The sequence below is a fragment of the Rathayibacter sp. AY1F3 genome, assembly GCF_002931975.1.
Classification (GTDB): domain Bacteria; phylum Actinomycetota; class Actinomycetes; order Actinomycetales; family Microbacteriaceae; genus Rathayibacter.
The window spans coordinates 21,540-47,322 of sequence record NZ_PSVF01000012.1 but is presented as its reverse complement, the minus strand read 5'-3'; the positions used below and the strand labels follow the sequence as shown (position 1 = coordinate 47,322).

Sequence of the window (25,783 nt, the reverse complement as noted above, 5' to 3'; positions counted from 1 at the left end):
GCCCTCGAGGGCCCACCCGCTCGGACCGACGATCGGAGGCGCGATGCGCGAGGACGTGCTCGCTCTCCTGCGCCGCCGCCCCGACGTCGAGGCGCCGGATCTCGTCGCAGTCGACGCCAGTGACCGTCTGCTGCTCGACCTCGCCGCCGATCGCGGCTGTCTCGCCGTGATCGGGGACGCCTACGGGGCACTGAGCCTCGGCCTCGCCGCCGACGGCCGTGCCGTACGCGTCGTGCAGGACTCGATCACCGCCGAGCGCGCTCTCGCGCAGAACCTCGAGACGGTGCGGGGGTCGGGCGTCGATCTCGCGCCGATCGAGATCGTCGACTCCGTCGCGGAGGCCGTCCGCGACGCCGACGCGGTGCTCCTGCGCCTGCCGCGCTCGCTCGACGCCCTGGCCGCCGTCGCGGCCGGGACCGCACTCGCGAACCCGGCGGCGACCCTGATCGGCGCCGGCCGCATCAAGCACATGACCCGCACGATGAACGACGTGCTCGCCGTGCGCTACGAGCGGATCGACGTCTCCCTCGCGCGTCAGAAGTCGCGCGCCCTGCTCGCGGGCGGCGCGCTCCCCGACCAGCCGCCCGCGCCCGGGCCCGAGCGGCGCCGTCTGGACGAGCTCGACCTCGAGGTCGTCGCGCTGCCGGGAGCCTTCGCCGGGGCGCGACTGGACCTCGGCACCCGCGCCCTCCTCGCCGCCCTCGATGTCGACTTCCTTCCCGCGGGCACCGCACTCGACCTCGGCTGCGGAACCGGCGTCCTCGCCGCCGTGGTGGCCCGGGCCCGCCCCGACCTCGCCGTGACCGCGACGGACACCTCGCGTGCCGCGGTCGAGTCCGCCCGGGCGACCGCGGCGGCCAACGGGCTGGCCGTCACTGTCCTCCGCGACGACAACGCCTCGACGCTGGAGGCGTCCTCCGTCGACGTCGTGCTCTGCAATCCGCCGTTCCACTCCGACGGTGCCGTCACCGACCTCGTCGCCCGGCGCATGCTGCGCGCGGCCGGCCGCGTGCTGCGCCCCGGAGGCGTGCTGTGGACGGTCTTCAACTCCCACCTCGCGCATCCGGCCGAGCTGCGCCGCGCGGTCGGGCCGACCACGGTGGTGGCGCGCGACCGCCGCTTCACCGTCACCCGCTCCGTGCGCTCCGACGGCTGAGTACGGCTCCGCAACCCCCTCCGCGGCCTCAGGTCCGCTGTCCGCGGCGCGGGTACGATCTCTCTCCGGCGCTCCTGTGCCGAACCCGTCCCGTCACCCCGGAGGCCGTCGTGCTCGAAGTCGTCCTCGTCCTCGCCCTGATCGCCCTGGTCGCGGTCGTCGTGCTGTGGCGTCGCGCCGTCGGCGCCGAGCGCCGTGCCGCCGAGAGCCGTGCGGAGGAGGCGGCGCGCGTCGTCCGCCTCGAGCTGGCGGTCGGCGAGCAGGAGGCGAGGCTCCGCATCGTCGGCGAGCTCGAGCAGCTCGCGGTCCGCAGCGCCGCGCACGTCGTCGAGGAGGCCGAGAGCGTCCGGCTCACGATCGACCGCGACCCCGCCGCAGCCGCGCGGTCGGCGCAGCGTGCCGTGCGGGCGGCCGAGGCCTCGCTGGCGCAGCTGCGCCGCATCGCGACCGTCGCCTCCGTCGATCCGGGGGAGCTGCCGCGCACCGGCGGCTCCGTCCCCCTGATCGAGGGCGCCCGCGAGCGAGGCCTGAGCGTCCGCGAGGAGTCGTTCGGCGAGCCGTTCCCGCTGCAGGACGGCGCCGAGGTGGCCGTGCTCCGGGTGCTCGAGTACGCCTTCGACTCGGCGCTGGAGACCGGCGGCGCGGGGACCGAGGTCCGCATCAGCTCCCGATGGACGACCACCGGCCTCCGGGTGGAGGTCGACGACGACCGCGAGCAGCACGGCGCTGCGGAGCAGGACGCCAGCGCTCTCGAGGCGGATCTGCGCTCGCTCACCGAGCGCATCGACAGCCCCGCGCTCGCCGAGCTGCGCGAGCGGGCCGCCCTCTTCGGCGGTGACGTGACCGAGAAGCGGACGCCCGGCGTCGGCCGGAGCGTCACCGCCTCGTTCCCCGCGATCCGCCACCACAACGGCGTGCACGGGGTCGACCTGGCCTGAGTCAGTCCTCGAGGTGCTCCACGCCGGGCAGCCACGAGACGCCGGGGCCGCCCCAGCCGCGCTTGCGGGTGATCTTCGCGACCGGCTTGTGGTAGTCGTGCTCGAGGCGGTCGATGTAGAGCACGCCGTCGAGGTGGTCGAACTCGTGCTGGAACACGCGGGCGAACCAGCCGTCCGCGACGATCTCGAACGGCTCCTGCTCGAGGTCGACCGCGCGGAGGATCGCGCGCTCGGAGCGGCGGAGCGGGAAGCGCTCGCCGGGGAAGGAGAGGCACCCCTCCGACTCCGTGTCCTCGTCCGCCTCGCCGAGCGGGGTCGGCGTGACGAACAGCTCGGGGTTGATCGCGACGCCGCGGCGGGGGGTGCCGTCGTCGTCGGCGTAGTCGTAGACGAACAGTCGCAGCGGGACGCCGACCTGCGGGCCGGCGAGGCCGACTCCGGGGGCGGTGTCCATCGTCTCGAACATGTCGGCGACGAGAGTGCGCAGCGCATCGTCGAACTCGGTGACGGGGGCGGCGGGGGAGTGCAGGACGGGGTCGCCGGCGATGCGGATGGGGAGGACGGCCATGGGGGACAGGGTACCGCGGGGCCGTCGACCGGGTCCGCGAGGATCATCCGCTGGGCTCAGCCCCTCACCCGTGCGTCGGAGGACTCCCGGAGGCGTTCTGGGTAGGGTCGACCCCATGCCCGCCGATCTCGCCGAACTCCTCAACGACCCGGCGAAGTTCATCGGCATCCCGATCGCTCTCGTGGGCGCGGTGTTCCTCTCCCTCGGCGCGCAGTTCCAGCACCGGGGAGTGGCGAAGGTGGAGCGGTTCTCGAAGCGCTCCGGCTCCTCCGGGCTCAGCGGCGGCCAGCTGGTCGCGCTGCTCTCGCGCCCCTCGTGGGTGATCGGCACCCTGCTCCTCGGCCTCGCGATCGTCTTCCAGCTGACGAGCCTCGGCTTCTCCCCGCTCATCGTGGTGCAGCCGCTCGGAGCGGTGGCGCTCGTGATCACCGCGGTCGTCAACGCGCGGGTCAGCCGGGTGCGCTTGAACGCGGCGTCGATCCGGGCGATCGTCCTCTGCGTCGGAGGCGTCGGCACGTTCGTCCTCGTGGCGGCGTTCAACGCGGTCGACAAGTCCATCCAGACGCCCGAGCTCATCACGATCCTCGTGATCCTCGCCGTGGTGCTCACGGTCTTCGTCATCGCCTTCCGCGTCTTCCGCCGCGGAGCGAAGGCGATCTTCTACATCGTGGGCGCCGGAGTGGTCTACGGCTTCGTCGCGACTCTCGCGAAGGTCGTGCTCAACCGCATCAAGTACGGCGAGTTCGACCCGCTGACGGTGGTCTGCATCGTGGCGCTCCTGGCCGCGACCGCGCTCGGCGGGTACTTCGTGCAGAACGCCTACTCCTCCGGCCCGCCGGACCTCGTCGTGGCGGGCCTCACCGTCATCGACCCGCTGGTCGCCGTCGCGATCGGCATCGTCGTGCTCGGGGAGGCGCAGTACGCGGCCCCGTGGGCGATCCCGCTCTTCATCGCGGCCGGTGCCGTCGCCATCTACGGCGTCTTCCTCCTCGCCAAGCACCACCCGCAGGCGCGCTGACGGCGCGGGATCCCGAGTGGTGAGGACTCCTCTGCCTACAATGGGTCCGCGCCGAGAGCCACGAAACCGACCGACCTCCGCCGATCGCTCCCTTCTCTCCCCGAGCGGCACGACACCGATAGGACCTCCCGTGTCAGATCCCCGCGACGCGTCCCGACCGGGATCGCCCGACTCCCGACCGCTGACGGTCGTGATCGGCTGCGACACCTTCGCTCCCGACGTGAACGGAGCCGCGAAGTTCGCCGAGCGCCTCGCCGCCGGTCTCGCGCAGCGCGGCCACGAGGTCCACGTCGTCGCCCCTTCGGCCGACGGCTGGAGCGGCACCCGGGTCGAGACGCACGAGGGCCAGCGGATCATCGTGCACCGGCTCTACAGCTGGCGCTGGTACCCGCACGACTGGCTGCGCTTCGCGATGCCGTGGCGCATCCGGCAGAACAGCGCGCGCATCCTCGACGAGGTGAAGCCCGACGTCGTGCACTTCCAGTCGCACATCATCGTCGGCCGCGGCCTCGGGATCGAGGCGGCAAAGCGCGGCATCCGCATCGTCGGCACGAACCACTTCATGCCCGAGAACATGCTCGAGTTCACCCTCCTGCCGAAGGCCGTGCAGGCCAAGGCCGTGGCGATGGCGTGGCGGGCCGCGCGCCGCACCTTCGGCCGGGCGGAGGCGGTCACCACGCCGACCCGCAAGGCCGCGCAGTTCCTCGAGAAGTACACGGGCCTCCGGGGCGTCCACGCGATCTCCTGCGGCATCGACGCCGACAACTACACGCCCGACTTCTCGGCCCGCGCCGGCGACTCGATCCTCTTCGTCGGCCGCGTGACCGGCGAGAAGCACATCGACGTCCTGCTCCGCGCGGTCGCACTGCTCGATCCGGCGCTCGACGCGAAGCTCGAGATCGTCGGCGGCGGCGACCAGATGCGCAACCTCCAGCAGCTCGCCGCGACCCTCGGCATCGCCGATCGCGTGCGCTTCACCGGCTACGTCTCGGACGCTGAGCTCAAGGAGGCGTACACCCGCGCCACCGTGTTCGCCATGCCGTCCATCGCCGAGCTGCAGAGCATCGCGACGATGGAGGCGATGGCCTCGGCCCTCCCCGTCGTCGCCGCCGACGCGATGGCCCTCCCGCACCTCGTGCACGACGGCGAGAACGGCTACCTCTTCGCTCCGGGCAGCGCCGAGGCCCTCGCCGAGCGCCTCACCGCCGTGCTCACGGCCGACCAGGAGGACCTCGAGGCGATGAAGCGCGCCTCCCTCCGCATCGTCGCCTCGCACGACATCAACCGCACGATCAGCACCTTCGAGAGCCTGTATCGTGGGGAGCCGGTGGCCGATCCGGCCTCCGACGCAGCGTCCGCACCCGCCGCCACCTGACGGCCGCTCGGACGGCCGCCGCGGGGCGTTAGCTCAGCCGGTCAGAGCAGCGGACTCATAATCCGTCGGTCACGGGTTCAAGTCCCGTACGCCCTACTCCGCTCCACCCGCGGTGGTTCCTTCTCTCCAGCGCCGGGTCGGGCATCGACCTGATGCGGGAGTCGTCGGAGCGAGCGGCCCGGCCCTGTCGGACCGACGAGCCATGCCTCAGGAGGCCGCCGACGCGGTCCTCGCCGGCACGCCGACCGCGGACGAGTCGGAGGCGACGTCGCGGACGACGACGGCGCCGGCTCCGACCCGCACACGGTCGCCGACGGTCACGTCCCCGACGATCGTCGCGCGGGCGCCGATGTAGACGTCGTCGCCGATGACGGGCGTCCGACCCTTCGACTCGCCGATGGTGACGCCGTGGTAGATGAACGCGTTCCTCCCGATGACCGTGCGCGGGTGCAGGATCACGCCGCGGCCCCAGTGGGGGAGCCGCAGGCCTGGCCCGACCTGAGCGGCCGGCGGCAGCTCGGCTCCGACGATCATGCGGGTCCAGACGAGATCGACCAGGCGGTAGACGAGGTGGAGGGGGAGCCGGGTCCTCCGAGAGCTCGAGTACTGCCCGAGTCGGAGGACGAGGACGGTGAGCCGGTCGGAGGCGTGGCCCTTGGCGGCCAGGTCCGCGCGGACGACGGCTCGGAGTTCGGCGAGATCCATGCTCCCAGTCTGAGTGGGAGCCTCGCGGGTGAGGGCGGGCCGTCGGAGATCGTCCGGGGCGTGGCGAGCATCCGCGAGCGGACGACACGGTGGCGCGATGCGCTAGCACGTCCGGACGCGCCGCGCCCGTACTGGCCGCTCTCCGCTCGACGTGATTGCCTGAACCCGTGCCTGATCTTCCGATGTTCCCGCTCGGCTCCGTGCTCCTGCCGCACATGCCGCTCCCGCTCCGGCTGTTCGAGCCGCGGTACCTGCGGATGCTCGGCGACGTCCTCGAGGACGAGACCCTCGCGTTCGGCGTCGTGCTCATCGAGCGCGGCCAGGAGGTGGGCGGCGGCGACCAGCGGTTCGCGGTCGGCGCCCGCGCGCGCATCCTGAACATCGACGGGGCGGAGTCGTTCGTCACGCTCGACTCCGTGGGCGAGGAGCGCTTCGAGGTCGTCCGCTGGTACGAGGACGACCCGTACCCGCGCGCCGAGGTCCGCCTCCTGCCCGATCTGGAGTGGGACGAGAAGCACGCCCCCGCGCTGGCTGCGGCGGAGTCGGCGGTCCGCACGGCACTGGCGGTCGCGAGCGAGTTCGTCGAGCAGCGCTACGGCGCGGTCGTCGAGCTCGCCGAGGATCCGGCCGCGCACGCCTGGCAGCTCGCCGGCGTCGCACCGGTCACCGAGCTCGACCGCCTCGCGTTCCTCCGCAGCTCCACCATGGAGGAGCTGCTGGAGTCGGTCCGGGAGCGCTCCGCCGAGGCGACCGAGTCGTTCCGCGCCGGCTGGGCCTGAGCCCGGTCACTGCGTACCCGACGAGCCCGTCAGTCCTCGAGGCTGACGCCGCGCTCCTCCGCCAGCTTGACCAGGTCGTCGACGACCACGAGCGCCATCCGCACCGAGCGGTCGCGGCGGTACTCCTCGTCGTCCGGGTCGATCCGCGAGGTGCGGTCGAGGGTCTCCTCGATCGACTGCGCGAGCTCGCGCCACGCGTCCTGACGGGCGTCGTCGACGAGCGTCGCGAGGTACTCCTCGTCCTGCGCCCGCCTGTGGAGGGAGTCGGCGACCAGGAGCGAGAGCCTCTCGCGGTGGTCGAGGTTGTCGACGTCGGCCGAGCGGTAGTCGTGCACGTGGTCGGAGCGGCCGCCCACCGAGGTCACGTCGGCGGCGATGCCGCGCAGGCGCTCGGCTGCCGCTTCGGACTCGCGCGCCAGCTTCTCGAGCTCCTCCGCGGCGACGACGGAGTAGCGGCCCGAGTCGAAGGGGACGTCGGCGCCGAGGCCGTCCATCAGCACCCGGTTCTTCACGGCCATCCGGCTCGCGTACTGCGCGAGCATCAGGCCCTCCTCGGCGGCCTCCTCGACGGAGGCGGGCTCGCGCGACGGGTTCTCATCGGGGTCGTACGGCTCCATCTTGAACCTGCGTCGACGCCGGAACCACACGTGCGTCACCTACATCCCGGAGCAGGCGCCCCGCCCGCCGGAGCACCTCTTCGAGAGTACCCGGCGGGCGGGCGCCGTGGTCGGCGGCTCAGGCCTCGCGCCAGTCGTCCTGCCGGAGGTGGGAGCCGGCCTGCGGCCCCATCTGCAGCATCCCGCCGTCCACGACGTACGAGGATCCGGTGATGTAGGAGGCGGCGGGAGAGGCCAGGAAGGCGACCACCGCCGCGATCTCGCGGGCGTCGCCGGGGCGGCCGAGGGGGATGCCGGGGCGGTCGATCGTGACGGGGTCCACATCCTCGGCGTCGTTCATCGGCGTCGCGATCTCCCCGGGGGCGACGGCGTTGACGGTGATGCCGAGGGAGCCGAGCTCGAGTGCGGCCACCTTCAGCAGGCCGCCCAGCCCGTGCTTGGCAGCGGTGTAGGCGACGGAGCCGACCCGCGGCTGGTGCTCGTGGACACTGGTGACCGCGATGATCCTGCCGCCCGTGCCCTGGGCCGCCATGCGCCGCGCGGCGCGCTGGAGGCAGACGAACGCTCCGTCGAGGTTCAGGGCGACGGTCGAGCGCCAGCTGTCGAGGCTCTGCTCGAGGAAGGGCTCGCCCCCGCCTCCGCCCGCATTGCTGACGGCGACGTCGAGCCCGCCCAGTCGATCCGCGAGATCGTCGATCACGTCGCCCGCGCCCTCCAGATCCGTCGTGTCGAGGCGCGCGATCTCGGCGCGCCGGCCGAGGGAGCGCACCTCCTCCGCCGTGCCCTGCGCGCCCTCCTCGTCGCTGTGCCAGGTGATGCCGACGTCCATGCCCGCCTCGGCCAGTGCCACCGCGGTCGCCCGGCCGATGCCGGAGTCAGAGGCGGTCACCAGTGCACGGGTGGGCCGGAAGTCTCGAGGTCCCTGGGTCATGTCGTCTCCTGTCTCGATCGGGCCGCCGATCCGGCGGACACGGGTCGATCCCATCAGCGGATCCGGCGCGCTCGGGAGCCGGTTGACAGGTCCGGGCTCGCGCGAGACGCGTGGCGGTGTCCCCGCTGAGCGCCCCGATCGCGTTGACTGGGCGGATGGATCACCGGCGCATCTCGGTCGTCGTCCCCGTGAAGGACGACGCCCGCCACCTCGAGCAGTTGCTCGAGCTCCTCCGCGAGCAGACGCTCGCTCCGTTCGAGATCGTCGTCGTCGACGACGGGAGCACCGACGACAGCGCCGCCGTCGCGCGAGCGGCGGGCGCGCGGGTGGTGCGGCACGACGGAGCCGGGATCCCGGCGAGCACGGCGCACGGCTTCGACGAGGCGCACGGCGACGTCCTCGCACGGCTCGACGCCGACTCCCGCCCGGGACCCGACTGGCTGGCGCGCCTGGCCGGCCACTTCGCCGACCCCGAGGTCGGAGCGGTGACCGGTCCCGGACGCTTCGACGAGCTCGGCCCGATCGCCCGGGTGGTCGCGCGGGTCGCCTACATGGACGCCTACTTCGTGCTGATGGGGTCGGCGCTGGCCAACTGGCCGCTCTTCGGCTCCAACTGCGCCGTCCGCCGGTCGGCGTGGGAGGAGATCGCGGAGGAGATGCACCGGCACGACGCCTACGTGCACGACGACGTCGAGATCAGCGTGCACCTGGGACTCCGGCACCGGATCGTACTCGACCGCCACCTCGAGGTCGGCATCTCGGCCCGCCCCTTCGGCGCCTTCGCCGACATGCTCCGCCGGTTCGACCGCGCTCTGCACACGCTGGCGCGGCACCCCGGGATGGGGTCGTCCCTGCAGCGCTGGACGCACCGGGTGCGCCGCATCCACCGCGACCGCCTGCGAGCGACGGCCGCGGCGCGCCGCTCCGGCTGACGACGAGAACCGACGGCGCCGCCTGACTGCTAGGGCTGGGCCGCGTCCGGCCGGGCCGCATCGGGCTCGGCCTCCGCCGCCCGATCCTCTCCCGGCACGGGGCGCCCCTCCTTCGGCATCGCCCAGACCGCGGCGAGCATGCCCACGGCGAGGACCGTGAGCGCGATGCAGACGAAGCGGGTGCCCTCGGCGAGGTCCGCCGGTGCGGGGACGCCGCCGCCCGCCTTCGCGTTCACGATCGCGCCGAACACGGCCACGGCGACGGCGCTGCCGATGTTGCGGGCGAAGAAGTTGGTCGAGGAGACCACTCCGCGCTCGTTCCAGTCGACGCTCGACTGCGCCCGGATCAGCGTCGGAGTCGCCACGAGCCCCATGCCGGCGCCGATGAGCACGCAGAAGCCGGCGATCTCCCACAGCGTCGAGGAGGCGCCGAGCAGGACGGTCAGCGCCGTGCCGATCACGACGAGCCCCGCTCCGAGGAAGCCCGTGTTGCGAAAGCCGATGCGCAGGTAGAGCCGGCCCGACAGGCTCGCCGCGACCGGCCAGCCGAGCGTCATCGCCGCGACGGCGAAGCCTGCGCCCAGGGCGGAACTGCCGAGCACGCCCTGCGCGAAGGTCGGGAAGTACGAGGTGACGCCGAGCGTGATCGCGCCGACGGTCACCGAGACCAGGCTGGTCGAGATCAGCACGCGCCGCGTGAGGACCCAGAGGGGGAGCACTGGGGCGGCAGCTCGCCGCTCGATCGCGACGAAGCCGGCGAACGCGAGGGCCGAGACGACGAACACGCCGACTCCGGCGGGGGAGAGCCACGGCCACGCGCTGCCGCCCTCGAGCAGCCCGAGGATGAGCAGCGCGGTGCCCACGGCGAGCACGGAGGCGCCCGCCACGTCGATCCGCTGCTTCTCGCCCCGCGTGGTCTCGCGGAAGCTGCGGATCAGGAGGAACGCCGCCAGGAGGCACAGGGGGATGTTGACGAGGAAGATGCCGCGCCAGGCGCCCAGGTCCGAGAGCACGCCGCCGAGGGTCGGCCCGACGACCGAGGAGATGCCCCAGACGCTCGCGAGGTAGCCCTGGGTCTTCGCACGCTCGGCGACCGTGTAGATGTCGCCGGCGATGGTGATGCCCATCGGCTGGATCGCTCCGGCCCCCAGGCCCTGCAGGGCTCGGAACGCGATCAGCGCGGGCATGCTCCAGGCGAGGCCGCACAGGAGCGAGCCGACCAGGAACAGGGCGATGCCGATCAGCATGATGGGCTTGCGCCCGATCACGTCGGCGAGCTTGCCGTAGAGGGGGACCGAGACGGCCTGGGCCAGCAGGTAGATCGAGAACAGCCAGGGGAACTGCTCGAAGCCCCCCAGGTCGGCGACGATGGACGGCACGGCCGTCGAGAGGATCGTGGCGTCGAGGGCGACCAGAGCGGTCGAGATCATCAGGGACAGCAGGATCGGGCCGCGCTCCGAGCGCAGTCCGACACTCGCGCGGGTGGGGGCGTCGGTCACTCTGCCCAGGCTATTCCACAGCCGGGGGATGGAAGCGGGGAGGAGAGGATCCGCTCCGGGGCTCGGTAGACTGGCGGCATGGAACTCGTTCTCTGGCTCGTCGTGTCCGCCATCGCCGGTGTCGGCCTCGTCTCCGGAGTCGCGGCTCTCATCGCCATGACGCGGGCGCCCTGGTCGGCCGACAAGTAGCCGCCCGGCCGGCCTCGCGCCGGCACTACTCGTAGATCCGCACCACGCTCCACTGCGGCTCCGTCGACGCGACCACGTCGAGCACGAACGCTCCGCCGGTCGCGAGGTCCGTCGCCTGGAAGCGCCAGCCGCCGATGCTCACCGGGGTGCGCCCGAACGTCGGCGGGAACCCCTCGAGGGGCGCCCACCACTCGCTCGTGCAGGTCCACACCGTCGGCCGGTCGGTCACCCGGTAGCTCCCGCCCCGCCACTCGAGCGCGATCGGCACTCCCTCGCCGTCGGTCGAGACCAGCGCCGTCTCGTCGATCACCGCCATCGTCGTGCTCCCGTTCTCTCGCCGGACCCGGTTGGCCGTTCGAACATGTGTTCGATAGTCTGCGAGTGTACGCCGCGGCGCTCGTGCTCGCCACGGCCGCGGATCGACCGGTGGGAGGCGCGATGATCGAGTGGAGTCCGCTCCAGATGCTGCGCAGCAGCGGGCAGGACGAGTGGGTGATGGTCGACGCCCTGCGCACCGGCCGGATCGGCCTGGTGCGCCGCATCGAGACCGGCCCGTACCGCGAGACCTGGTTCCGCGCGGTGACCTGGGCGGCGGAGCCGGAGAGGCGGACGCTCGTGGGCTACTCCCGCTCGATGGACACCATCGCGGCCGCCCTGTGGGCCCATCAGCCGCCGACGGCGCAGGAGAAGCCCTTCCCCGGCTACCCGCCCTCGCGGCCGTCGCCGTGACTCCTTCAGCGAGAGGGGGCCCGGCCGTCCCCGCGACGGCGGCCTCCGTGTCCGCCACGGGGGAGAATGGCCCGATGCTCCTCGCACTCGTCGGCGGCCCCACGGGGGCGTGGCGGGCGGTCGACCCCGTCGGCGGCGCCGAGGCCGGGAGCGGCAGGGGCCCGGCCGAGCTGGCGGCGTTCGTCCGGGAGCGGGAGCCGGAGCGCCCGCGCTGGGTCTGGGACGACACCGCGCGCTGGTACCCCGCACTGCTGTCGGCCGGCGTGGTCGTCGCCCGGTGCCACGACCTCCGGCTGGCCCGCGCGATCCTCCGCCGCTCGGTCTCCGCCGCCGCATCGGCTCTCGCGCGCTCGCCCCTCGACCCGTGGGACGCGGGAGCCGCGGCCCCCGCCGCGCAGGACACGCTGATCGGGTTCGAGGAGGCGGCGGGCGGCTCCGACGAGCTCGACCCCGTCCTCGAGCTGGCCCGGCAGGAGGAGGCGCTCTCCGGCGCCGCCGAGGCCGGCCGGCTCCGCCTGCTGCTCGCCGCCGAGTCCGTCGGCGCCCTGATCGCTCGCGAGATCGCCCACGCGGGGCTGCCGTGGCGCGCCGATGTGCACGACCGGGTGCTCACCGGGATGCTCGGCCCCCGCCCGCTCTTCGGCGGCCGCCCGGCCCTGCTGGAGGCGCTGGCCGTCCGTCTGCGCGACGAGCTCGGCGCGCCCGAGCTCAATCCCGACTCGCCGGCCGAGCTCCTCAAGGCGCTGCGGCGCGCGGGGCTGCCGGTCGAGTCGACGCGCTCCTGGGAGCTGCAGTCCCTCGAGCACCCCGCGGTGCCGCCCCTCCTGGAGTACAAGAAGCTCTCCCGGCTGCTCACCGCCAACGGCTGGGCCTGGCTCGACGCGTGGGTGCGCGACGGACGGTTCCGGCCGGAGTACGTGGTGGGCGGCGTCGTCACCGGCCGCTGGGCGACCTCGGGCGGAGGGGCGCTGCAGCTGCCGCGGCAGATCCGCGCCGCGGTCACCGCGGATCCGGGCTGGAGCCTCGTGGTCGCGGATGCCGCGCAGCTCGAGCCGCGCATCCTCGCCGCGCTCTCGGGCGACTCGGCCATGGCCGCCGCCGGGCGGGGCCGCGACCTCTACCAGGGCATCGTCGACGCCGGCGTGGTCCCCGATCGGCCGCGGGCGAAGGTCGCGATGCTGGGGGCGATGTACGGGGCGACGAGCGGCGAGGCCGGGCGGCTGCTCCCGAGGCTCGCCCGTGCCTACCCGCGCTCGGTCGCGCACGTCGAGGCGGCGGCTCGGGCGGGGGAGCGCGGCGAGAGCGTCTCGACGTGGCTCGGGCGCAGCTCGCCTCCCGGACCCGAGGGGCTCTCGGCGGATGCGGCGCGAGCGCGCGAGTGGGGACGCTTCACCCGCAACTTCGTGGTGCAGGGCACCGCGGCCGAGTGGGCGCTCTGCTGGATGGGCGAGCTGCGGGCGCGACTGCGCGCCGAGGGCGGCGCGGTCGGCCGGGCGCACCTCGTCTACTTCCTGCACGACGAGGTCATCGTGCACGCTCCCGCCGACGTCGGCGAGCGGGTCGCCGCGATCGTCCGCGAGGCGGCGGTGCGCGCCGGACGCTCGCTCTTCGGAGAGGGCGAGGTCGACTTCCCGGTCACCGTAGCCGTCGTCGATTCCTACGACCAGGCGAAGTGAGACGCGGGATCAGTACCAGTGCGGCGAGCGGTTGTTCCAGCTCGACCATGCGTTGCAGGGCGAGCCGTAGGCGCTCTTGATGTACGAGAGCCCCCAGTCGACCTGCGTCGCCGCGTTCGTCTGGTAGTCGGCTCCCGAGTTGGCCATCTTGCTCGCCGGGAGGGCCTGCGGGATGCCGTAGGCGCCGGAGGAGCGGTTCAGCGCGTTCCAGCGCCACCCCGACTCGCCGTTCCACAGCGGGATGAGGCACCGGTCGACCTGGTCGGCGCCCCAGCCGAAGCGGCCGACAGCGGTGCGGGCGTAGGCCTGGGCCTGCGCGGGGGAGAGGCCGTCCGTGCGTCCGGCGTAGGTGCCGAGGGCGGCGATGGTCTTGGCGGAGCTGTTGCGCGCGCCGGTCGGGTCGTCGTCGCCGAGCTCGACCGGGCCGCCTCCGCCGCCTCCACTGTTGGAGGGCGCTGCCGGAGCGGCGGCCGCGGCGGGAGCCGACGCGGCGCGCTGGCGGGCGGCCTCGGCCTCGGCGGCGAGGCGGGAGAGGCGCTGCTGCTCCTCGAACGCCGACTTCGCGTCCTGGCCGTCGGCGTACTCCCGCTCGATCTCGGCGGTGGTGTTCTTGAGCGAGGCGAGCTGGGTGTAGAGCTCCTGGCTGTACTTCTCCTGGTCGGCGACCTTGGCGTCGGCCTCGGCCTGCGCGGAGCGGGCGACCGAGAGCGCGTCGGCCGCGGCGGTGGCGAGGGAGACGCGCTCGCCCCGGGCCTGCTCGGCCTGAGCGGCGAGGGAGACGGCCTGGTTCTCGGTCGACTGCGCCGCGGTCTGGAGCCGGCTGGTCTGCTGGGTGAGCTGCGTCATGGTGCCGAGGCGGTAGAGCAGCTCGCTCGACTCGTCGCCGCCGATGAGGAGGTTGAGCGTCGCATCGGTCCCGCCGTTGCGGTAGAGCTGCGCGGCGAGACGGCCGGCCTGCTCCTTCGCGGCGTCGGCGTCCGAGCGGGCGGCGGAGGCGCGCTCCTCCAGGGCGCTCACGCGCTGGGTCGCCTCGTCGAGAGCGCTCTGCGCGGCGTCCGCCTCGGCGGCCCGGCTGATGGCGGCGTCGGTGAGGGCGGCGGCCTGGTCGCGCAGGTCCGCGAGGAAGGCGGTGATGCGGTCGACCTCGGCGGCGGTGGCGCTCTCGCTCGACTTCGCGGCCTCGACATCGGACCACGAGGGGTAGTCGGACGGGTCGTAGGCGGCGGACGCGGAGAGCGGGGCGGCGAGGGCGGCGCACAGGACGAGGACCGTGCCCGCTCCGGCGGCGACGAGGCGCCGGCGCGCCCGGGAGGGGACGCGGAGACCGAGGGGGGTGCGGGACATGCGAACCACCCTAGGCGACGGCACCCGCGCCTGTCTCGTCCTAGCTCGAGGCTCGACGGCCCCGGCGGGGACGCTCGAGAGCGTAACCGCGGACGCCCCGTCCCGGCCCGTCGCCCGTGAGCTCGTCGCGGGCCGCCTCGAGGAGGCGGCGCAGGGCCTCCTCCCGCACGCGGGCGGCGATCGCGGCGAGGCGGCGCTGCGGGTGCGCGTCCTCCTCCTCCGCCTGCTCGTCGGCGGTGGCGGGCAGCGAGCTCTCGTACGCGTCGAGGACGGCGGCGAGGTCGGCGCCGGACAGGCTCGAGGCCAGCAGCACCCGGTCGAGGACGTCGTCCCAGTCCTCCTCCGGGGACGCTCCGTCACCCGTCAGCCAGGCGGCCGCCTCCGCGCGGCCCTCGTCGGTGAGCGCGTGCAGGGGGAGGCCGTCGTCGGTGGACCCGGCCGAGACGACGAGGCCCCGCTCGCGCAGGCGCTCGAGCGTCGAGTAGATCTGGCCGACGTTGACCCGGGGCCGGTGCGCGGCACGGTCGAGGAGCTCGGCGTGCAGCTGGAGGCCGTAGGCGGGGCCGAGCGTGAGCAGGGCGAGCAGGCCGTCGCGGACGGACACGGTGCTCCTCCCGGCGGGCGTCTGGCGGTGTGCGGCGTCCGGCGGCGCGGACGACCTGAGTATAGGCAGGAGCCGCCCACGGCCGGTCGAGCAGGCGCGGCGAGCCGCCTTGACGGAGGTCCGCCGCTCCTGCATGATCGGGCGTGGTGGCACGTCCACCGTCATAATCGAAGAAGGCGCACCGCAGAGTGTTCCGTGGTCCGGGTCGTTGGGGAAGACGCACCGGGACGAACGGAGGACACCATGGTGGCGCAGCAGACTCGGGGTGTGCTCTTCGTGCACTCCGCCCCCCGCGCGCTCTGCCCCCACCTCGAGTGGGGGACAGGTCGCGCCCTTGGTCGTGCCGTGAACTTCGCCTGGATCGAGCAGCCCGTGCTCCGCAGCACACTGCGCGCCGAGTTCGCCTGGGAGGGCCCGGTCGGAACCGGTGCCGTCATCGCGTCCGCTCTCCGCGGCTGGGCCGACGTCCGCTACGAGGTCACCGAGGAGCCCTCTCCCGGCGTCGACGGCGGCCGCTGGATGCACACGCCCGAGCTCGGCATCTTCTACGCCCAGACCGACAGCGCGGGCAACACCGTCGTGCCCGAGGACCGCATCCGCTCCGCCATGGAGCTCGCCGGCGCCGACCCCATCGAGCTGCACCGCGAGCTGCGCCTCGCCCTCGGCCAGGCCTGGGAGGACGAGCTCGAGCCCTTCCGCTACGGCGGCGACTTCGCCCCCGTCGTCTGGATGCACGGGGTCGGCTGAGTTCATTCGACGCCGCTCCTCGCGCGGCGTCGCGCAGTCGGCTCGGGCGGGTGGTCGGGTTCCGTGGAGCGGCTTGCGTCCGGCGACGCCGATCCGCTGGCACGCGGATCGGCGGATACGCCTCGCGGGGGCCGCTCGTTCCCGCCTCCATGAACCAGGCGGCCAGCGGACCCTCGTTCCGGCAGAGACCCGCCTCGAAGTCGCGCCGTCGCCTCGCGGTTGCCGCTCGCTGCGCACGTCGACCAGACGGTCGGCGGAGCACCGCGTTGGGGCGGAGGGCGTCGGAAGACTCGTGCAGCCGCCCGCACCTCTGTTGCGCCTGATCCGAGCATCCGACCCGAGTCTCGGCGAAGCCCGCGCTCCCACCCGGACAGCTTCGTTGATTGGAGCGTGCAACCCGAGTCGCGGCGAAGCCCGCGCTCCCCTCGAGCACAGCTGCTTGAACCGAAGCCTTCTACCCGAGCCGCGGCGAAGCCCGCGCTCCCCACCAGCACGGCGTGCTCACCAGCCCGCACCAGACGGCGGCGCAGATCCCTCGCGGCACGAGGCGTATCCGGGGATCCGCGTTCCAGCGGATCACCGTCGCCGCACCGCACCGGCCCTCGGGAACCCCGCCCCCCTCCCCAGCGGACGCGCCTGCGCCGCGCAAGGAGCGGCGCAGCCCGCTTTCCGCACGGTGGAGCGGGGCTACGCCCCGCTACACCGTCCGGAAAGCGGCAACAGCATTGTGCCCCCCGAACCCGAACGAGTTCGAGATGGCGACCAGCGGTCCGTCGCCGAGGGCGCGGGGGCTGGTGACGACGTCGAGGGGGATCTGGGGGTCCTGCTCGAAGAGGTTGATGGTGGGGGGTGCGGTGCGCTCGTGGAGGGCGAGCACGGTGAAGATGGCCTCGAGCGCGCCGGTGCCGCCGAGGAGGTGGCCGGTGGACGCCTTGGTCGCGGAGACGGCGATGTTCGGGAGGTGGTCGCCGAAGACGCGCAGCAGGGCGCGGTACTCGGCGATGTCGCCGACCGGGGTGCTCGTCGCGTGAGCGTTGACGTGGGTGACGTCGGTGAGCGCGGCTCCGGCCTGCTCGAGGGCGCCGATCATGGCACGGGCGGCGGCGGAGCCCTCGGGGTCCGGCGCCGTGATGTGGTACGAGTCGCTGGTGACGGCGCCGCCGGCGAGCTCCGCGTAGATGCGGGCTCCGCGGGCGAGGGCGTGCTCCTCGGTCTCGAGGATGAGCGTCGCGGCGCCTTCTCCGAGGACGAAGCCGTCGCGGGAGACGTCGTAGGGGCGTGAGGCGGTCGCCGGGTCGTCGTTGCGGCGCGAGAGGGCCTGCATCGACGCGAAGGCGGCGATCGGGAGCGGGTGGACGACCGACTCCGTGCCGCCGGCGACGACCACGTCGGCGAGGCCGAGCTGCATGTGCTCGTAGGCGTTCGCGAGGGCCTCGGTGCTGGAGGCGCAGGCCGACACGTCGGTGCGGGCGTAGGCGCGGGAGGGGATGGCCATGCTGATGGCGGCGGCGGCCGCGTTGGGCATGAGCATCGGGATGGTCATCGGGAGGACCCGGCGGGGTCCGCGCTCGCGGAGGGTGTCCCACGCGTCGACGAGGGTCCAGAGGCCGCCGATGCCGGTCGAGTAGTCGACGCCCACGCGGAGCGGGTCGACGTCGGTGATGCCGGAGTCGGCCCAGGCCTCGCGGGCCGAGATGAGCGCGAACTGGCTGGAGGGGTCGAGGCGCTTCGCCTCGGGGCGGGAGAGCACCTCCTCCGGGCGGACCTTGGCCTGGGCGGCGAAGGTGACCGGGATGTCGTACTGAGCGACCCAGTCCTGCTCGAGGGAGCGGACGCCTGATTCGCCGGCGAGGAGTGCGTTCCAGGACTCCCGGGCGGTCCCGCCGAGGGGAGTGCTGGCACCGATTCCGGTGACGACGATCTTCTTGGTCATGACGAGCTTCTCTGTTCCGTGTGGGTGGGTGCCGGGCTCACCCCGGCCGACGGTCGCCGGCCGGGGTGTCCGCCACGAGGACGGGGTGCGCGGGCGACGACTACTCGGACGCCTTGACGATGAAGCGGACCGCGTCGCCGACCGTCTTGAGGTTCTTGACCTCGTCGTCGGGGATCTTCACGTCGAACTTCTCCTCGGCGTTGACGACGATGGTCATCATCGAGATGGAGTCGATGTCGAGGTCGTCGGTGAACGACTTGTCCATCTCGACGGAGTCGGTGGCGATGCCCGTCTCGTCGTTGACAAGCTCGGCCAGGCCGGCGAGGACTTCTTCGTTGGACAGTGCCATGGTTCTCTCCTTGGGGGTTCTTCGGGTGTTCGTCAGTGACCGTAGGTCAGTTTAGGGGTGGGGTCGCGCCGGTCACGGGAGCACCACGACCTGCGCGCCGAACACCAGTCCGGCGCCGAAGCCGATCTGCAGCGCGAGTCCGCCGTGCAGCTCCGGGTGCTCCTCGAGCAGGCGGTGGGTGGCGAGCGGGATCGACGCGGCGGAGGTGTTGCCGGTGGTCTCGATGTCGCGGCCGATAGCGACGGTCTCGGGGAGCTTCAGCTGCTTCGCGAGCTCGTCGATGATGCGCATGTTCGCCTGGTGGGGGATGAACGCGGCGAGGTCCTCGGGCTGGACGCCCGCCTCCGCGAGCGCCTGCTTGGCGACCTTGGCCATCTCCCAGACCGCCCAGCGGAAGACCGACGGGCCGTCCTGGCGGAGGGTGGGCCATTCGGCGGTGCCGTCGCGGTAGGCCGCGAGCGGGTTGTCCATGCCGACGGTGTCCCACTTGGAGCCGTCGGATCCCCAGACGGTCTTCGAGATGCCGGCGGTGTCGCTGGGGCCGACGACCGCGGCGCCCGCGCCGTCGCCCAGGAGGAAGGAGATGCTGCGGTCGGTCGACTTGACCAGCTCGGACAGCTTCTCGGCTCCGACGACGAGCACGTACTCGGCCAGGCCGGAGCGGATGAAGGAGTCGGCCTGGGCGATGCCGTAGGTGTAGCCGGCGCAGGCGGCCGAGATGTCGTACGCCGGGGCGGGGTTCGCGCCGATGCGGTCGGCGAGGAGCGCGGCCAGCGACGGGGTCTGCACGGTGTTGCTGATCGTGGAGACGAGCACGACGCCGATCTGGTCCGGGCGGATGCCCGCCTTCTCGATCGCCTCGAGGGAGGCGGTGGTCGCGAGGTCGACCGCGTGGATGTCGGCGGAGGCCCTGCGGCGCTCGATGATGCCGGTGCGCTGGCGGATCCACTCGTCGGAGGAGTTGATCGGCTCGATCAGGTCGTCGTTGGGGACGACGAGGTCGCCGCGTGCCGCGCCGATGCCGAGGATCCGGGTGTACGCGCTGCCGCTGGACTGGGTGAGGGAAGGTGTCGTCATGGGGTCTCTCCTGCTAGGCGGCGTGCTCGTCGAGGAAGGCGCGGGCGGCGTCCACGTCGTCGGGGGTCGTGATGGCGATGCTCGGCACGCCCTTGAGGCCGCGCTTGGCGAGGCCGACCAGCGCGCCGGCGGGTGCCAGCTCGATGATCCCGGTGACGCCCGCGTCGGCGAAGGCCGCCATGCAGAGGTCCCAGCGGACGGGGGAGGCGACCTGGCCGACGAGCAGCTCGAGGAACGCGGCACCGGAGTCGACGACCGACCCGTCGCGGTTCGTCCAGAGCCGGAGCCTCGGGTCGGAGGGGGTCAGCCCGGCGGCGACGCCGGCGAGGGAGTCGCGGGCGGGCGCCATGTAGCGGGTGTGGAAGGCGCCAGCCACCTGCAGGGGGATCACGCGTGTCCCGCGGAGCGGCTCCGCCTTGAGGGCCTCGAGCGCGTCGACCGCGCCGGCGACGACGATCTGACCGCCGCCGTTGTAGTTGGCCGGCTCGAGGCCGAGCTCGTCGAGACGGGCGATCAGGGCCTGCTCGTCGCCGCCGAGGACCGCGCTCATCGCGGTCGGCTCGGCGGCGGCCGCAGCGGCCATGGCACGGGCGCGCTCGCGGACGAACACCAGCGCGTCAGCCTCGGTGAGGACCCCGGCTCCGGCAGCCGCGGTGATCTCGCCGACGGAGTGGCCGGCGATGCCCGCGATGCGCTCGCGCCGTCCGCCCTCGAGGAGGGCGGCGAGGCTCACGAGTCCCGCGGAGACGATCAGGGGCTGGGCGACCGCGGTGTCGCGGATGGTGTCCGCGTCCGAGACGGTGCCGTGCGCGGCGAGGTCGATGCCGACCGCCTCCGAGTGCGCGGCGACCTGCTCGGCCACGGAAGGGATCTCGAGCCAGGGGGCGAGGAATCCGGGGGTCTGGGAGCCCTGACCCGGGGCGACGACGACGATCACGGTATCCAGTCTTCCGATCTGCGCTCGCACGTGCGGCGCGTGGAGCCACTGACAAAGCACAAAGAGCTTGTCGCGGGTCTACAAGTGTTCAGGGGCGGGAGGGGTTCGGCGAGCGGAGGGCCTCAGCGGCGGGACGGCTTCCGGCGGACGGCGCCGTCCGGGTCGCTCATGGAGCCGAGGATGAGGGCGGACTGGAGGATGAGCGCCTCGCGGGCGCCCGTCGCGTCCCAGCCGATCACCTCGGCGACCCGCTTGAGGCGGTACCGCACCGTGTTCGGGTGCACGAACAGCTCGCGAGCGGTCGCCTCGAGGGAGCGGCCGTTGTCGAGGTAGGCCCACAGCGTGGTCAGAAGCTCGGTCGAGTGCTTCTGCAGGGGCCGGTAGATCTGCGTGATGAGGCTCTGGCGGGCGAGCGGGTCACCGGCGAGGGCGCGCTCGGGAAGAAGGTCGTCGGCGTTGACCGGTCGTGGCGCGTTCCGCCAGGAGCGGGCGACCGCGAAGCCGGCGAGGGCCGCGCGGGCGCTGCGGGACGCCTCGACCAGGGTCGGCACCTCGTGGCCGAGGACGAGGTGGCCCGTCCCGAAGCCGGGCTCGAGCGCCTCCGCGATCTCGAGGAACGCGACCGGCGGGCCGGTCTCCTCCGTGGCGTTCTCGCTCGGCTCGGCGCGGCCGATGACCAGGACGAGCCGGCTGCCCTGCACGCCGATCAGCACGTCGGCGTCCATGTGCCGCGCCGTGCGGCGCAGCTGGTCGACGTCGAGCATCTTGGGGGCGGTGCCCACCAGGACGGCGACCTCGCCGTGGCCGTGCCAGCCGAGGGCGGCGATCCGGCTGGGCAGCTCGTCGTCGGCCTCGCCCGTGAGGATCGAGTCGACGACCAGCGCCTCCAGGCGCGCGTCCCAGAGGCCTCGGGCCTCGGCGGCGCGCGCGTAGACGTCGGCCGCGGCGAAGGCGATCTCGCGCGAGTAGAGGAGGATCGCCTCGCGGAGGTCCTCCCCGCCGTTCTTGATCCGGTCCTCGACGACCTCGACCGTCACCTTGATCAGCTGCAGCGTCTGCGTCAGCGAGACGGAGCGCAGCAGCTCGCGGGGAGCGGCTCCGAACACGTCCGCCGCGATCCACGGCGTGGCCGACGGGTCGTCGAACCACGAGATGAACGAGGTGATGCCGGCCTGGGCGACGAGGCCGACCGCCGAGCGCCGACCGGGGGGCATGCTGCCGTACCAGGGCAGCGTGTCCTCGAGGCGCTTGATCGTCTGCGTCGAGAGCTCACCGGCGAGGGTGCGCAGCCAGGCGAGGGTCTGCTCCTTCGTGCGGGGAGCGCCCGGCCGGGTGGCCGGACGCTCCGCCGCAGGAGCAGGACCCCGCGCACTCGACGGTGCGGGTTCCTGCGAGAGCACGGACTCGTCCGTCAGCTCTCGCCGCCCGCGTTGCCGGTGGTGCCGGCGTTGACGTCGAGGAGGCGGTACTTCTCGATCGCCCGGACGGCGAGCGAGGGGTCGACCTCGCCGCGCTTGGCGAGCAGCTGCAGCGTCCGCACGACGACCGAGGGGCCGTCGATCTGGAAGTAGCGCCGCGCCGCCGCACGGGTGTCCGAGAACCCGAAGTCGTCCGCGCCGAGCGTCGCGAAGTCGCCCGGGATGAACTGGCGCAGCTGGTCGGGGACCTGGTGCGAGAAGTCCGAGACGGCGACGAAGGGGCCCTTCGCGTCGGCCAGCTTCTGCGTCACGTACGGCACCTGCTCGGCGTCCTCGGGGTGGAGGAAGTTGTGCTGCTCGGCCTTGATGCCGTCGCGGCGCAGCTCGTTCCACGAGGTGACCGACCAGACGTCCGCCGAGACGCCCCAGTCCTCGGCGAGGAGCTTCTGCGCCTCGATCGCCCACGGCACCGCGACGCCCGAGGCGAGGAGCTGGGCCTTCGGCCCGTCCCACTGACCCCAGGAGATGCGGTGGATGCCGCGGACGATGCCCTCGACGTCGACGTCCTCCGGCTCCTTCGGCTGCACGATCGGCTCGTTGTAGACCGTGATGTAGTACATGACGTTCGGGTCGGTGTGCTTCCCGCCGTACATGCGCTCGAGACCGGACTGCACGATGTGCGCGATCTCGTACCCGTAGGCCGGGTCGTAGCTCACGACGGCGGGGTTGGTCGCCGCGAGGATCGGGGAGTGCCCGTCCGCGTGCTGGAGGCCCTCGCCGGTCAGCGTGGTGCGTCCTGCGGTGGCGCCGATCATGAAGCCGCGCGACATCATGTCGCCGGCCGCCCAGATCGCGTCGCCCGTGCGCTGGAACCCGAACATCGAGTAGAAGACGTAGACCGGGATGAGCGGCTCGCCCTGCGTCGAGTACGAGGTGCCGATCGCGGTGAACGCCGCGAGGGCGCCCGCCTCGTTGATGCCGACGTGGAGGATCTGACCCTGCGGGCTCTCCTTGTAGGCCAGGAGGAGCTCGCGGTCGACCGACGTGTAGTGCTGGCCGCGCGGGTTGTAGATCTTCGCGTTGGGGAAGAACGCGTCCATGCCGAAGGTGCGCGCCTCGTCCGGGATGATCGGGACGACGCGGTTGCCGAAGTCCTTCGAGCGGAGGATGTCCTTCAGGATGCGGACGAACGCCATGGTGGTGGCGATCTCCTGCGTCCCGGAGCCCTTCTTGCCGACCGCGTAGGCCGAGTCCTCGGGGAGGTTCAGCTGCGTGTACTTCGAGCGGCGCTCGGGGAGGTAGCCGCCGAGCGCGCGGCGGCGCTCCTGCAGGTACTCGATCGCCTCGTCGTTCTGACCGGGGTGGTAGTACGGCGGGAGGTAGGGGTTCTCCTCGAGCTGCGCGTCCGTGATCGGGATGCGCATGGTGTCGCGGAACGACTTGAGGTTGTCCAGCGTCATCTTCTTCATCTGGTGGGTCGCGTTGCGGCCCTCGAAGCTGCGGCCGAGACCGTAGCCCTTGATGGTGTGGGCGAGGATGACGGTGGGCTGGCCCTTGTGCTCCGTCGCGGCCTTCATGGCCGCGTAGATCTTGCGGTAGTCGTGGCCGCCGCGGCGCAGGCCCCAGATCTGCTCGTCGGAGTAGCCCTCGACGAGCTTCTTGGCGCGCGGGTCGCGGCCGAAGAAGTTCTCGCGGACGTAGGCGCCGTCCTCCGTCTTGTAGGTCTGGAAGTCGCCGTCGGGCGTCTTGTTCATCAGGTCGAGCAGCGCGCCCTCGGTGTCGCGGGCGAGCAGGTCGTCCCACTCGCGGCCCCAGATGAGCTTGATGACGTTCCAGCCAGCGCCGCGGAAGTACGACTCGAGCTCCTGCACGATCTTGCCGTTGCCGCGGACGGGTCCGTCGAGGCGCTGGAGGTTGCAGTTGACGATGAAGTTCAGGTTGTCGAGGCCGTCGTTCGCGGCGACCTGGAGCTGACCGCGCGACTCGACCTCGTCCATCTCGCCGTCGCCGAGGAACGCCCAGACCTGCTGGTCGGAGGCGTCCTTGATGCCGCGGTTGGTGAGGTACTTGTTCGCCTGCGCCTGGTAGATCGCGTTGATCGGGCCGAGGCCCATCGACACGGTCGGGAACTGCCAGAACTCCGGCATGAGCCGCGGGTGCGGGTAGCTGGAGAGCCCGCCGCCCCGGTGCGACTTCTCCTGGCGGAATCCGTCGAGCTGGTGCTCGCTCAGGCGTCCCTCGAGGAAGGCGCGCGCGTACGGGCCGGGGGAGGCGTGGCCCTGGATGAAGACCTGGTCGCCGCCGCCCGGGTGGTCCTGGCCGCGGAAGAAGTGGTTGAAGCCGACCTCGTACAGCGAGGCGCTCGACGCGTACGTCGAGATGTGGCCGCCGACCCCGATGCCGGGACGCTGCGCGCGGTGCACGAGGATGGCCGCGTTCCAGCGGATCCACGCGCGGTAGCGGCGCTCGACGTCCTCGTCGCCCGGGAAGTCGGGCTCGTTCTCGGGCGCGATGGTGTTGATGTAGTCCGTGGTGGGCACCATCGGCACGCCGAGGTGGAGCTCCTTGGAGCGCTTGAGGAGGCTGAGCATGACGTCGCGCCCGCGACCCCGGCCCCGCTCCTCGACGAGCGCATCGAGCGACTCGTTCCACTCCGACGTTTCCTCGGGGTCCGAGTCCACGTGACCGACGGAATACGGGTCCTGATCGTTAACAGTCACCCTCGACCTCTCTCTGGGGGCAGATCGTGCCCGAGACATCACTCTCATGAAGCGGTGCGGATCCGCGGATCCGGGGCTCGGATGACGAGCCGCGCGCGGGCACCTCCGTCAGCCTAGCGATTCCCGTGCCCCGAACCTGGAATCGCACTGTGGTGATCCACGAGGAATGGGCGCCGACGACTGTAGGAGAGCGCCAGACGGGACGCGTCGACCGGCCCGTGATCGGGGGAGACGGGCCGTTCCTTGGAGTCTGCGCGGAGCGGGTCTAGCATTGCCCCTCGTGCTCGCGCGACTCTCGTGCGCACGGAAGGACATCGGACCGATGGCTCTCGAGAAGCTGACCCTGGCTCCCGACTTCGAACTCGCGAACCAGTACGGCGAGCGCATCCAGCTGGGCGACTTCCACGGGCGACGCAACGTCGCCCTGGTGTTCTTCCCCCTCGCCTTCTCCGGCACCTGCACGGGCGAGTTCTGCGCGCTGCGCGAGAACCTCTCCCTCTTCGAGCACGCCGACGTGGAGCTGATCGGCATCTCGGTCGACTCCAAGCACACGCTGCGCGCCTGGGGCGAGAAGCAGGGCTACGACTTCACGCTCCTCTCCGACTTCTGGCCGCACGGCGACGTCGCCAAGCAGTACGGCGTGTTCACCGAGGCGAAGGGCTACGCGACCCGCGCGACCTTCCTCATCGACAAGGCCGGCGTCATCCGGGACACGTTCATGACCGCCCCGGGCGAGCCTCGCTCGATCGACGCCTACCGCGCCGCCATCGACGCGCTCGCCCCCGCGCACGTCTGACCCTCCGGAGGCGGACCGCCCCGGTCGTCAGCTGAGGATGTTGACGGCCCGCGAGATCACGAGGGCCAGCAGGACGAATCCGGTGAACGCCTCGGCGATCATCAGGAGCTTCATCCGGCTCGACAGCGGCATCGTGTCGGTCGGGCTGAACGCCATGGTGTTCGTCTTCGACACCGAGAGGTAGTCCACGAAGCCGGGCCGCCAGTCGGCGCGCTCGGAGGAGGTCGCGGCGACCTCGGGCGCGGTGTCGCGGTAGGTGTCCTGCGGGAAGGCGAAGTCGGCCGCCGGCAGCTCGGTGCGGGGCAGCGTTCCGCGGGCGACCGGACCGCCGCGGTCGAGCTCCCAGAACAGCAGCGCGTACGCGACGACGTTGGTGACCCAGACCTGGAGCGCGGTGAGCAGCAGCGGAGGGCCGTCGGCCGTCCCGTCGACGAGGTCGATCACCACGGCGACCACGTTCACCTGGTTCGCCACGGCGAGCACGACCGCCAGGGCGATGGAGACCCCGCGCGACCAGCGCGTCTCGCTGTCGAGCCGGTGCGGGTTCACGACGAACAGCGGCACGAGCAGCGCGAGAGTGATGCCGGCGGCGACGAGGCGGACCACCGAGGTGTCGGCGCTGTGGCCGGCCACGTTCAGGGCGACGGCCACCAGGATCGCGGCGGAGGCGGGCCAGCGGCTCTCGGCGCGCCGCCTCGCCCGGGAGTCGCTGTCGGCGGTCATGTGCCGAGGCTAGTGCCCGCAGG

General features: G+C 72.6%; 25 protein-coding genes and 1 tRNA gene. 11 read left to right on the top strand and 15 right to left on the bottom strand.

What is annotated here, in order from left to right; translation table 11 throughout:
* Positions 1 to 43: 43 nt before the first annotated feature.
* A complete protein-coding gene (locus C5C39_RS09040) occupies positions 44 to 1,156 on the top strand; it encodes a class I SAM-dependent methyltransferase (RefSeq protein WP_104353172.1) in 1,113 nt (370 codons plus the stop codon).
* Between the two features lie 110 nt (positions 1,157 to 1,266).
* The gene (locus C5C39_RS09035; RefSeq protein ID WP_104223449.1) at positions 1,267 to 2,094 is read left to right on the top strand and encodes a hypothetical protein; all 828 of its coding nucleotides are present in this window, start codon (positions 1,267 to 1,269) and stop codon (positions 2,092 to 2,094) included.
* Between the two features lies 1 nt (position 2,095).
* Here the strand turns inward: C5C39_RS09035 and def are convergent, their stop codons facing one another.
* Positions 2,096 to 2,662, bottom strand: coding sequence for a peptide deformylase (gene def / locus C5C39_RS09030; protein ID WP_104223450.1), 567 nt, complete (start codon positions 2,660 to 2,662; stop codon positions 2,096 to 2,098).
* Between the two features lie 115 nt (positions 2,663 to 2,777).
* Between def and C5C39_RS09025 the strand changes: the two genes are divergently transcribed.
* The 3 genes from C5C39_RS09025 (at position 2,778) to C5C39_RS09015 (ending at position 5,151) form a co-directional block, all read left to right on the top strand.
* On the top strand, positions 2,778 to 3,680 hold the full coding sequence (locus C5C39_RS09025; protein WP_104223451.1) for a DMT family transporter: 903 nt from the start codon (positions 2,778 to 2,780) through the stop codon (positions 3,678 to 3,680).
* A gap of 130 nt (positions 3,681 to 3,810) precedes the next feature.
* Positions 3,811 to 5,055 (top strand): glycosyltransferase, encoded by a 1,245-nt coding sequence (locus C5C39_RS09020; RefSeq protein WP_258060483.1) that lies wholly within the window; start codon positions 3,811 to 3,813, stop codon positions 5,053 to 5,055.
* A gap of 22 nt (positions 5,056 to 5,077) precedes the next feature.
* Positions 5,078 to 5,151 (top strand) — tRNA-Ile (locus C5C39_RS09015).
* A gap of 111 nt (positions 5,152 to 5,262) precedes the next feature.
* On the opposite strand, the gene C5C39_RS09010 is transcribed toward C5C39_RS09015, so the two are convergent.
* Positions 5,263 to 5,760, bottom strand: a complete 498-nt coding sequence (locus C5C39_RS09010) for a DapH/DapD/GlmU-related protein (protein ID WP_104353171.1) — start codon at positions 5,758 to 5,760, stop codon at positions 5,263 to 5,265.
* Positions 5,761 to 5,927: 167 nt separating this feature from the next.
* Here C5C39_RS09010 and C5C39_RS09005 point away from each other — a divergent pair, with 167 nt between their 5' ends.
* Positions 5,928 to 6,539 (top strand): LON peptidase substrate-binding domain-containing protein, encoded by a 612-nt coding sequence (locus C5C39_RS09005; RefSeq protein WP_244229436.1) that lies wholly within the window; start codon positions 5,928 to 5,930, stop codon positions 6,537 to 6,539.
* Positions 6,540 to 6,568: 29 nt separating this feature from the next.
* On the opposite strand, the gene C5C39_RS09000 is transcribed toward C5C39_RS09005, so the two are convergent.
* Together C5C39_RS09000 and C5C39_RS08995 are read right to left on the bottom strand one after the other, a co-directional pair.
* The gene (locus tag C5C39_RS09000; protein WP_104223455.1) at positions 6,569 to 7,156 is read right to left on the bottom strand and encodes a hypothetical protein; all 588 of its coding nucleotides are present in this window, start codon (positions 7,154 to 7,156) and stop codon (positions 6,569 to 6,571) included.
* A gap of 118 nt (positions 7,157 to 7,274) precedes the next feature.
* On the bottom strand, positions 7,275 to 8,087 hold the full coding sequence (locus C5C39_RS08995; protein WP_104226704.1) for an SDR family oxidoreductase: 813 nt from the start codon (positions 8,085 to 8,087) through the stop codon (positions 7,275 to 7,277).
* 155 nt (positions 8,088 to 8,242) lie between these two features.
* Between C5C39_RS08995 and C5C39_RS08990 the strand changes: the two genes are divergently transcribed.
* Positions 8,243 to 9,019: a glycosyltransferase family 2 protein gene (locus C5C39_RS08990; RefSeq protein WP_104353170.1), complete on the top strand. Its 777-nt coding sequence runs from the start codon at positions 8,243 to 8,245 to the stop codon at positions 9,017 to 9,019.
* 29 nt (positions 9,020 to 9,048) lie between these two features.
* Here C5C39_RS08990 and C5C39_RS08985 read toward each other — a convergent pair whose 3' ends face one another.
* Complete coding sequence (locus C5C39_RS08985; RefSeq protein WP_104255746.1) at positions 9,049 to 10,449, bottom strand: MDR family MFS transporter; 1,401 nt, start codon at positions 10,447 to 10,449, stop codon at positions 9,049 to 9,051.
* Positions 10,450 to 10,732: 283 nt separating this feature from the next.
* A complete protein-coding gene (locus C5C39_RS08980) occupies positions 10,733 to 11,017 on the bottom strand; it encodes a hypothetical protein (protein WP_146076961.1) in 285 nt (94 codons plus the stop codon).
* Positions 11,018 to 11,145: 128 nt separating this feature from the next.
* Between C5C39_RS08980 and C5C39_RS08975 the strand changes: the two genes are divergently transcribed.
* Both C5C39_RS08975 and C5C39_RS08970 read left to right on the top strand, forming a co-directional pair.
* A complete protein-coding gene (locus tag C5C39_RS08975; RefSeq protein ID WP_146076962.1) occupies positions 11,146 to 11,436 on the top strand; it encodes a hypothetical protein in 291 nt (96 codons plus the stop codon).
* 74 nt (positions 11,437 to 11,510) lie between these two features.
* A complete protein-coding gene (locus C5C39_RS08970; protein WP_104353169.1) occupies positions 11,511 to 13,112 on the top strand; it encodes a bifunctional 3'-5' exonuclease/DNA polymerase in 1,602 nt (533 codons plus the stop codon).
* 9 nt (positions 13,113 to 13,121) lie between these two features.
* Here C5C39_RS08970 and C5C39_RS08965 read toward each other — a convergent pair whose 3' ends face one another.
* Positions 13,122 to 14,456, bottom strand: coding sequence for a hypothetical protein (locus tag C5C39_RS08965; protein WP_104269256.1), 1,335 nt, complete (start codon positions 14,454 to 14,456; stop codon positions 13,122 to 13,124).
* A 40-nt stretch (positions 14,457 to 14,496) separates the two neighbouring features.
* Positions 14,497 to 15,060, bottom strand: a complete 564-nt coding sequence (locus tag C5C39_RS08960) for a PadR family transcriptional regulator (RefSeq protein ID WP_181027186.1) — start codon at positions 15,058 to 15,060, stop codon at positions 14,497 to 14,499.
* A 243-nt stretch (positions 15,061 to 15,303) separates the two neighbouring features.
* Here C5C39_RS08960 and C5C39_RS08955 point away from each other — a divergent pair, with 243 nt between their 5' ends.
* Positions 15,304 to 15,807: a DUF3145 domain-containing protein gene (locus C5C39_RS08955; protein WP_104226674.1), complete on the top strand. Its 504-nt coding sequence runs from the start codon at positions 15,304 to 15,306 to the stop codon at positions 15,805 to 15,807.
* 697 nt (positions 15,808 to 16,504) lie between these two features.
* Here C5C39_RS08955 and C5C39_RS08950 read toward each other — a convergent pair.
* The 6 genes from C5C39_RS08950 to aceE form a co-directional block, all read right to left on the bottom strand.
* On the bottom strand, positions 16,505 to 17,740 hold the full coding sequence (locus C5C39_RS08950) for a beta-ketoacyl synthase (RefSeq protein ID WP_104226673.1): 1,236 nt from the start codon (positions 17,738 to 17,740) through the stop codon (positions 16,505 to 16,507).
* A 100-nt stretch (positions 17,741 to 17,840) separates the two neighbouring features.
* Entirely contained in the window at positions 17,841 to 18,089 is a 249-nt protein-coding gene (locus C5C39_RS08945; RefSeq protein WP_104223463.1) for an acyl carrier protein, read from the bottom strand.
* Positions 18,090 to 18,161: 72 nt separating this feature from the next.
* Positions 18,162 to 19,166 carry a beta-ketoacyl-ACP synthase III gene (locus tag C5C39_RS08940; RefSeq protein WP_104223464.1) on the bottom strand — a complete coding sequence of 335 codons (1,005 nt, stop codon included), beginning with the start codon at positions 19,164 to 19,166 and terminating at the stop codon, positions 18,162 to 18,164.
* A 13-nt stretch (positions 19,167 to 19,179) separates the two neighbouring features.
* A complete protein-coding gene (locus C5C39_RS08935) occupies positions 19,180 to 20,103 on the bottom strand; it encodes an ACP S-malonyltransferase (RefSeq protein ID WP_104353167.1) in 924 nt (307 codons plus the stop codon).
* 122 nt (positions 20,104 to 20,225) lie between these two features.
* Entirely contained in the window at positions 20,226 to 21,392 is a 1,167-nt protein-coding gene (locus C5C39_RS08930) for a CdaR family transcriptional regulator (protein WP_181027189.1), read from the bottom strand.
* A 122-nt stretch (positions 21,393 to 21,514) separates the two neighbouring features.
* Entirely contained in the window at positions 21,515 to 24,241 is a 2,727-nt protein-coding gene (gene aceE / locus C5C39_RS08925; protein ID WP_104353166.1) for a pyruvate dehydrogenase (acetyl-transferring), homodimeric type, read from the bottom strand.
* Positions 24,242 to 24,563: 322 nt separating this feature from the next.
* On the opposite strand from aceE, the gene C5C39_RS08920 reads away from it, so the two are divergent.
* The gene (locus C5C39_RS08920) at positions 24,564 to 25,037 is read left to right on the top strand and encodes a peroxiredoxin (RefSeq protein ID WP_104238203.1); all 474 of its coding nucleotides are present in this window, start codon (positions 24,564 to 24,566) and stop codon (positions 25,035 to 25,037) included.
* A gap of 27 nt (positions 25,038 to 25,064) precedes the next feature.
* Here the strand turns inward: C5C39_RS08920 and C5C39_RS08915 are convergent, their stop codons facing one another.
* Positions 25,065 to 25,760 carry a hypothetical protein gene (locus tag C5C39_RS08915; protein WP_104353165.1) on the bottom strand — a complete coding sequence of 232 codons (696 nt, stop codon included), beginning with the start codon at positions 25,758 to 25,760 and terminating at the stop codon, positions 25,065 to 25,067.
* Between the last annotated feature and the right edge of the window lie 23 nt (positions 25,761 to 25,783).

Excerpts from the sequence above, each read along its gene's own strand:
- C5C39_RS08915 (WP_104353165.1), bottom strand. The coding sequence starts at position 25,760 with ATGACCGCCGACAGCGACTCCCGGGCGAGGCGGCGCGCCGAGAGCCGC.
- C5C39_RS08965 (WP_104269256.1), bottom strand. The coding sequence starts at position 14,456 with ATGTCCCGCACCCCCCTCGGTCTCCGCGTCCCCTCCCGGGCGCGCCGG.
- C5C39_RS08945 (WP_104223463.1), bottom strand. The coding sequence starts at position 18,089 with ATGGCACTGTCCAACGAAGAAGTCCTCGCCGGCCTGGCCGAGCTTGTC.
- C5C39_RS08955 (WP_104226674.1), top strand. The coding sequence starts at position 15,304 with ATGGTGGCGCAGCAGACTCGGGGTGTGCTCTTCGTGCACTCCGCCCCC.
- C5C39_RS08995 (WP_104226704.1), bottom strand. The coding sequence starts at position 8,087 with ATGACCCAGGGACCTCGAGACTTCCGGCCCACCCGTGCACTGGTGACC.
- C5C39_RS08970 (WP_104353169.1), top strand. The coding sequence starts at position 11,511 with ATGCTCCTCGCACTCGTCGGCGGCCCCACGGGGGCGTGGCGGGCGGTC.
- C5C39_RS08990 (WP_104353170.1), top strand. The coding sequence starts at position 8,243 with ATGGATCACCGGCGCATCTCGGTCGTCGTCCCCGTGAAGGACGACGCC.
- C5C39_RS09025 (WP_104223451.1), top strand. The coding sequence starts at position 2,778 with ATGCCCGCCGATCTCGCCGAACTCCTCAACGACCCGGCGAAGTTCATC.
- C5C39_RS09040 (WP_104353172.1), top strand. The coding sequence starts at position 44 with ATGCGCGAGGACGTGCTCGCTCTCCTGCGCCGCCGCCCCGACGTCGAG.
- C5C39_RS09010 (WP_104353171.1), bottom strand. The coding sequence starts at position 5,760 with ATGGATCTCGCCGAACTCCGAGCCGTCGTCCGCGCGGACCTGGCCGCC.
- C5C39_RS08940 (WP_104223464.1), bottom strand. The coding sequence starts at position 19,166 with ATGACGACACCTTCCCTCACCCAGTCCAGCGGCAGCGCGTACACCCGG.
- C5C39_RS08985 (WP_104255746.1), bottom strand. The coding sequence starts at position 10,449 with ATGATCTCGACCGCTCTGGTCGCCCTCGACGCCACGATCCTCTCGACG.
- C5C39_RS08920 (WP_104238203.1), top strand. The coding sequence starts at position 24,564 with ATGGCTCTCGAGAAGCTGACCCTGGCTCCCGACTTCGAACTCGCGAAC.
- C5C39_RS08950 (WP_104226673.1), bottom strand. The coding sequence starts at position 17,740 with ATGACCAAGAAGATCGTCGTCACCGGAATCGGTGCCAGCACTCCCCTC.
- def (WP_104223450.1), bottom strand. The coding sequence starts at position 2,662 with ATGGCCGTCCTCCCCATCCGCATCGCCGGCGACCCCGTCCTGCACTCC.
- C5C39_RS09000 (WP_104223455.1), bottom strand. The coding sequence starts at position 7,156 with ATGGAGCCGTACGACCCCGATGAGAACCCGTCGCGCGAGCCCGCCTCC.
- C5C39_RS08975 (WP_146076962.1), top strand. The coding sequence starts at position 11,146 with ATGATCGAGTGGAGTCCGCTCCAGATGCTGCGCAGCAGCGGGCAGGAC.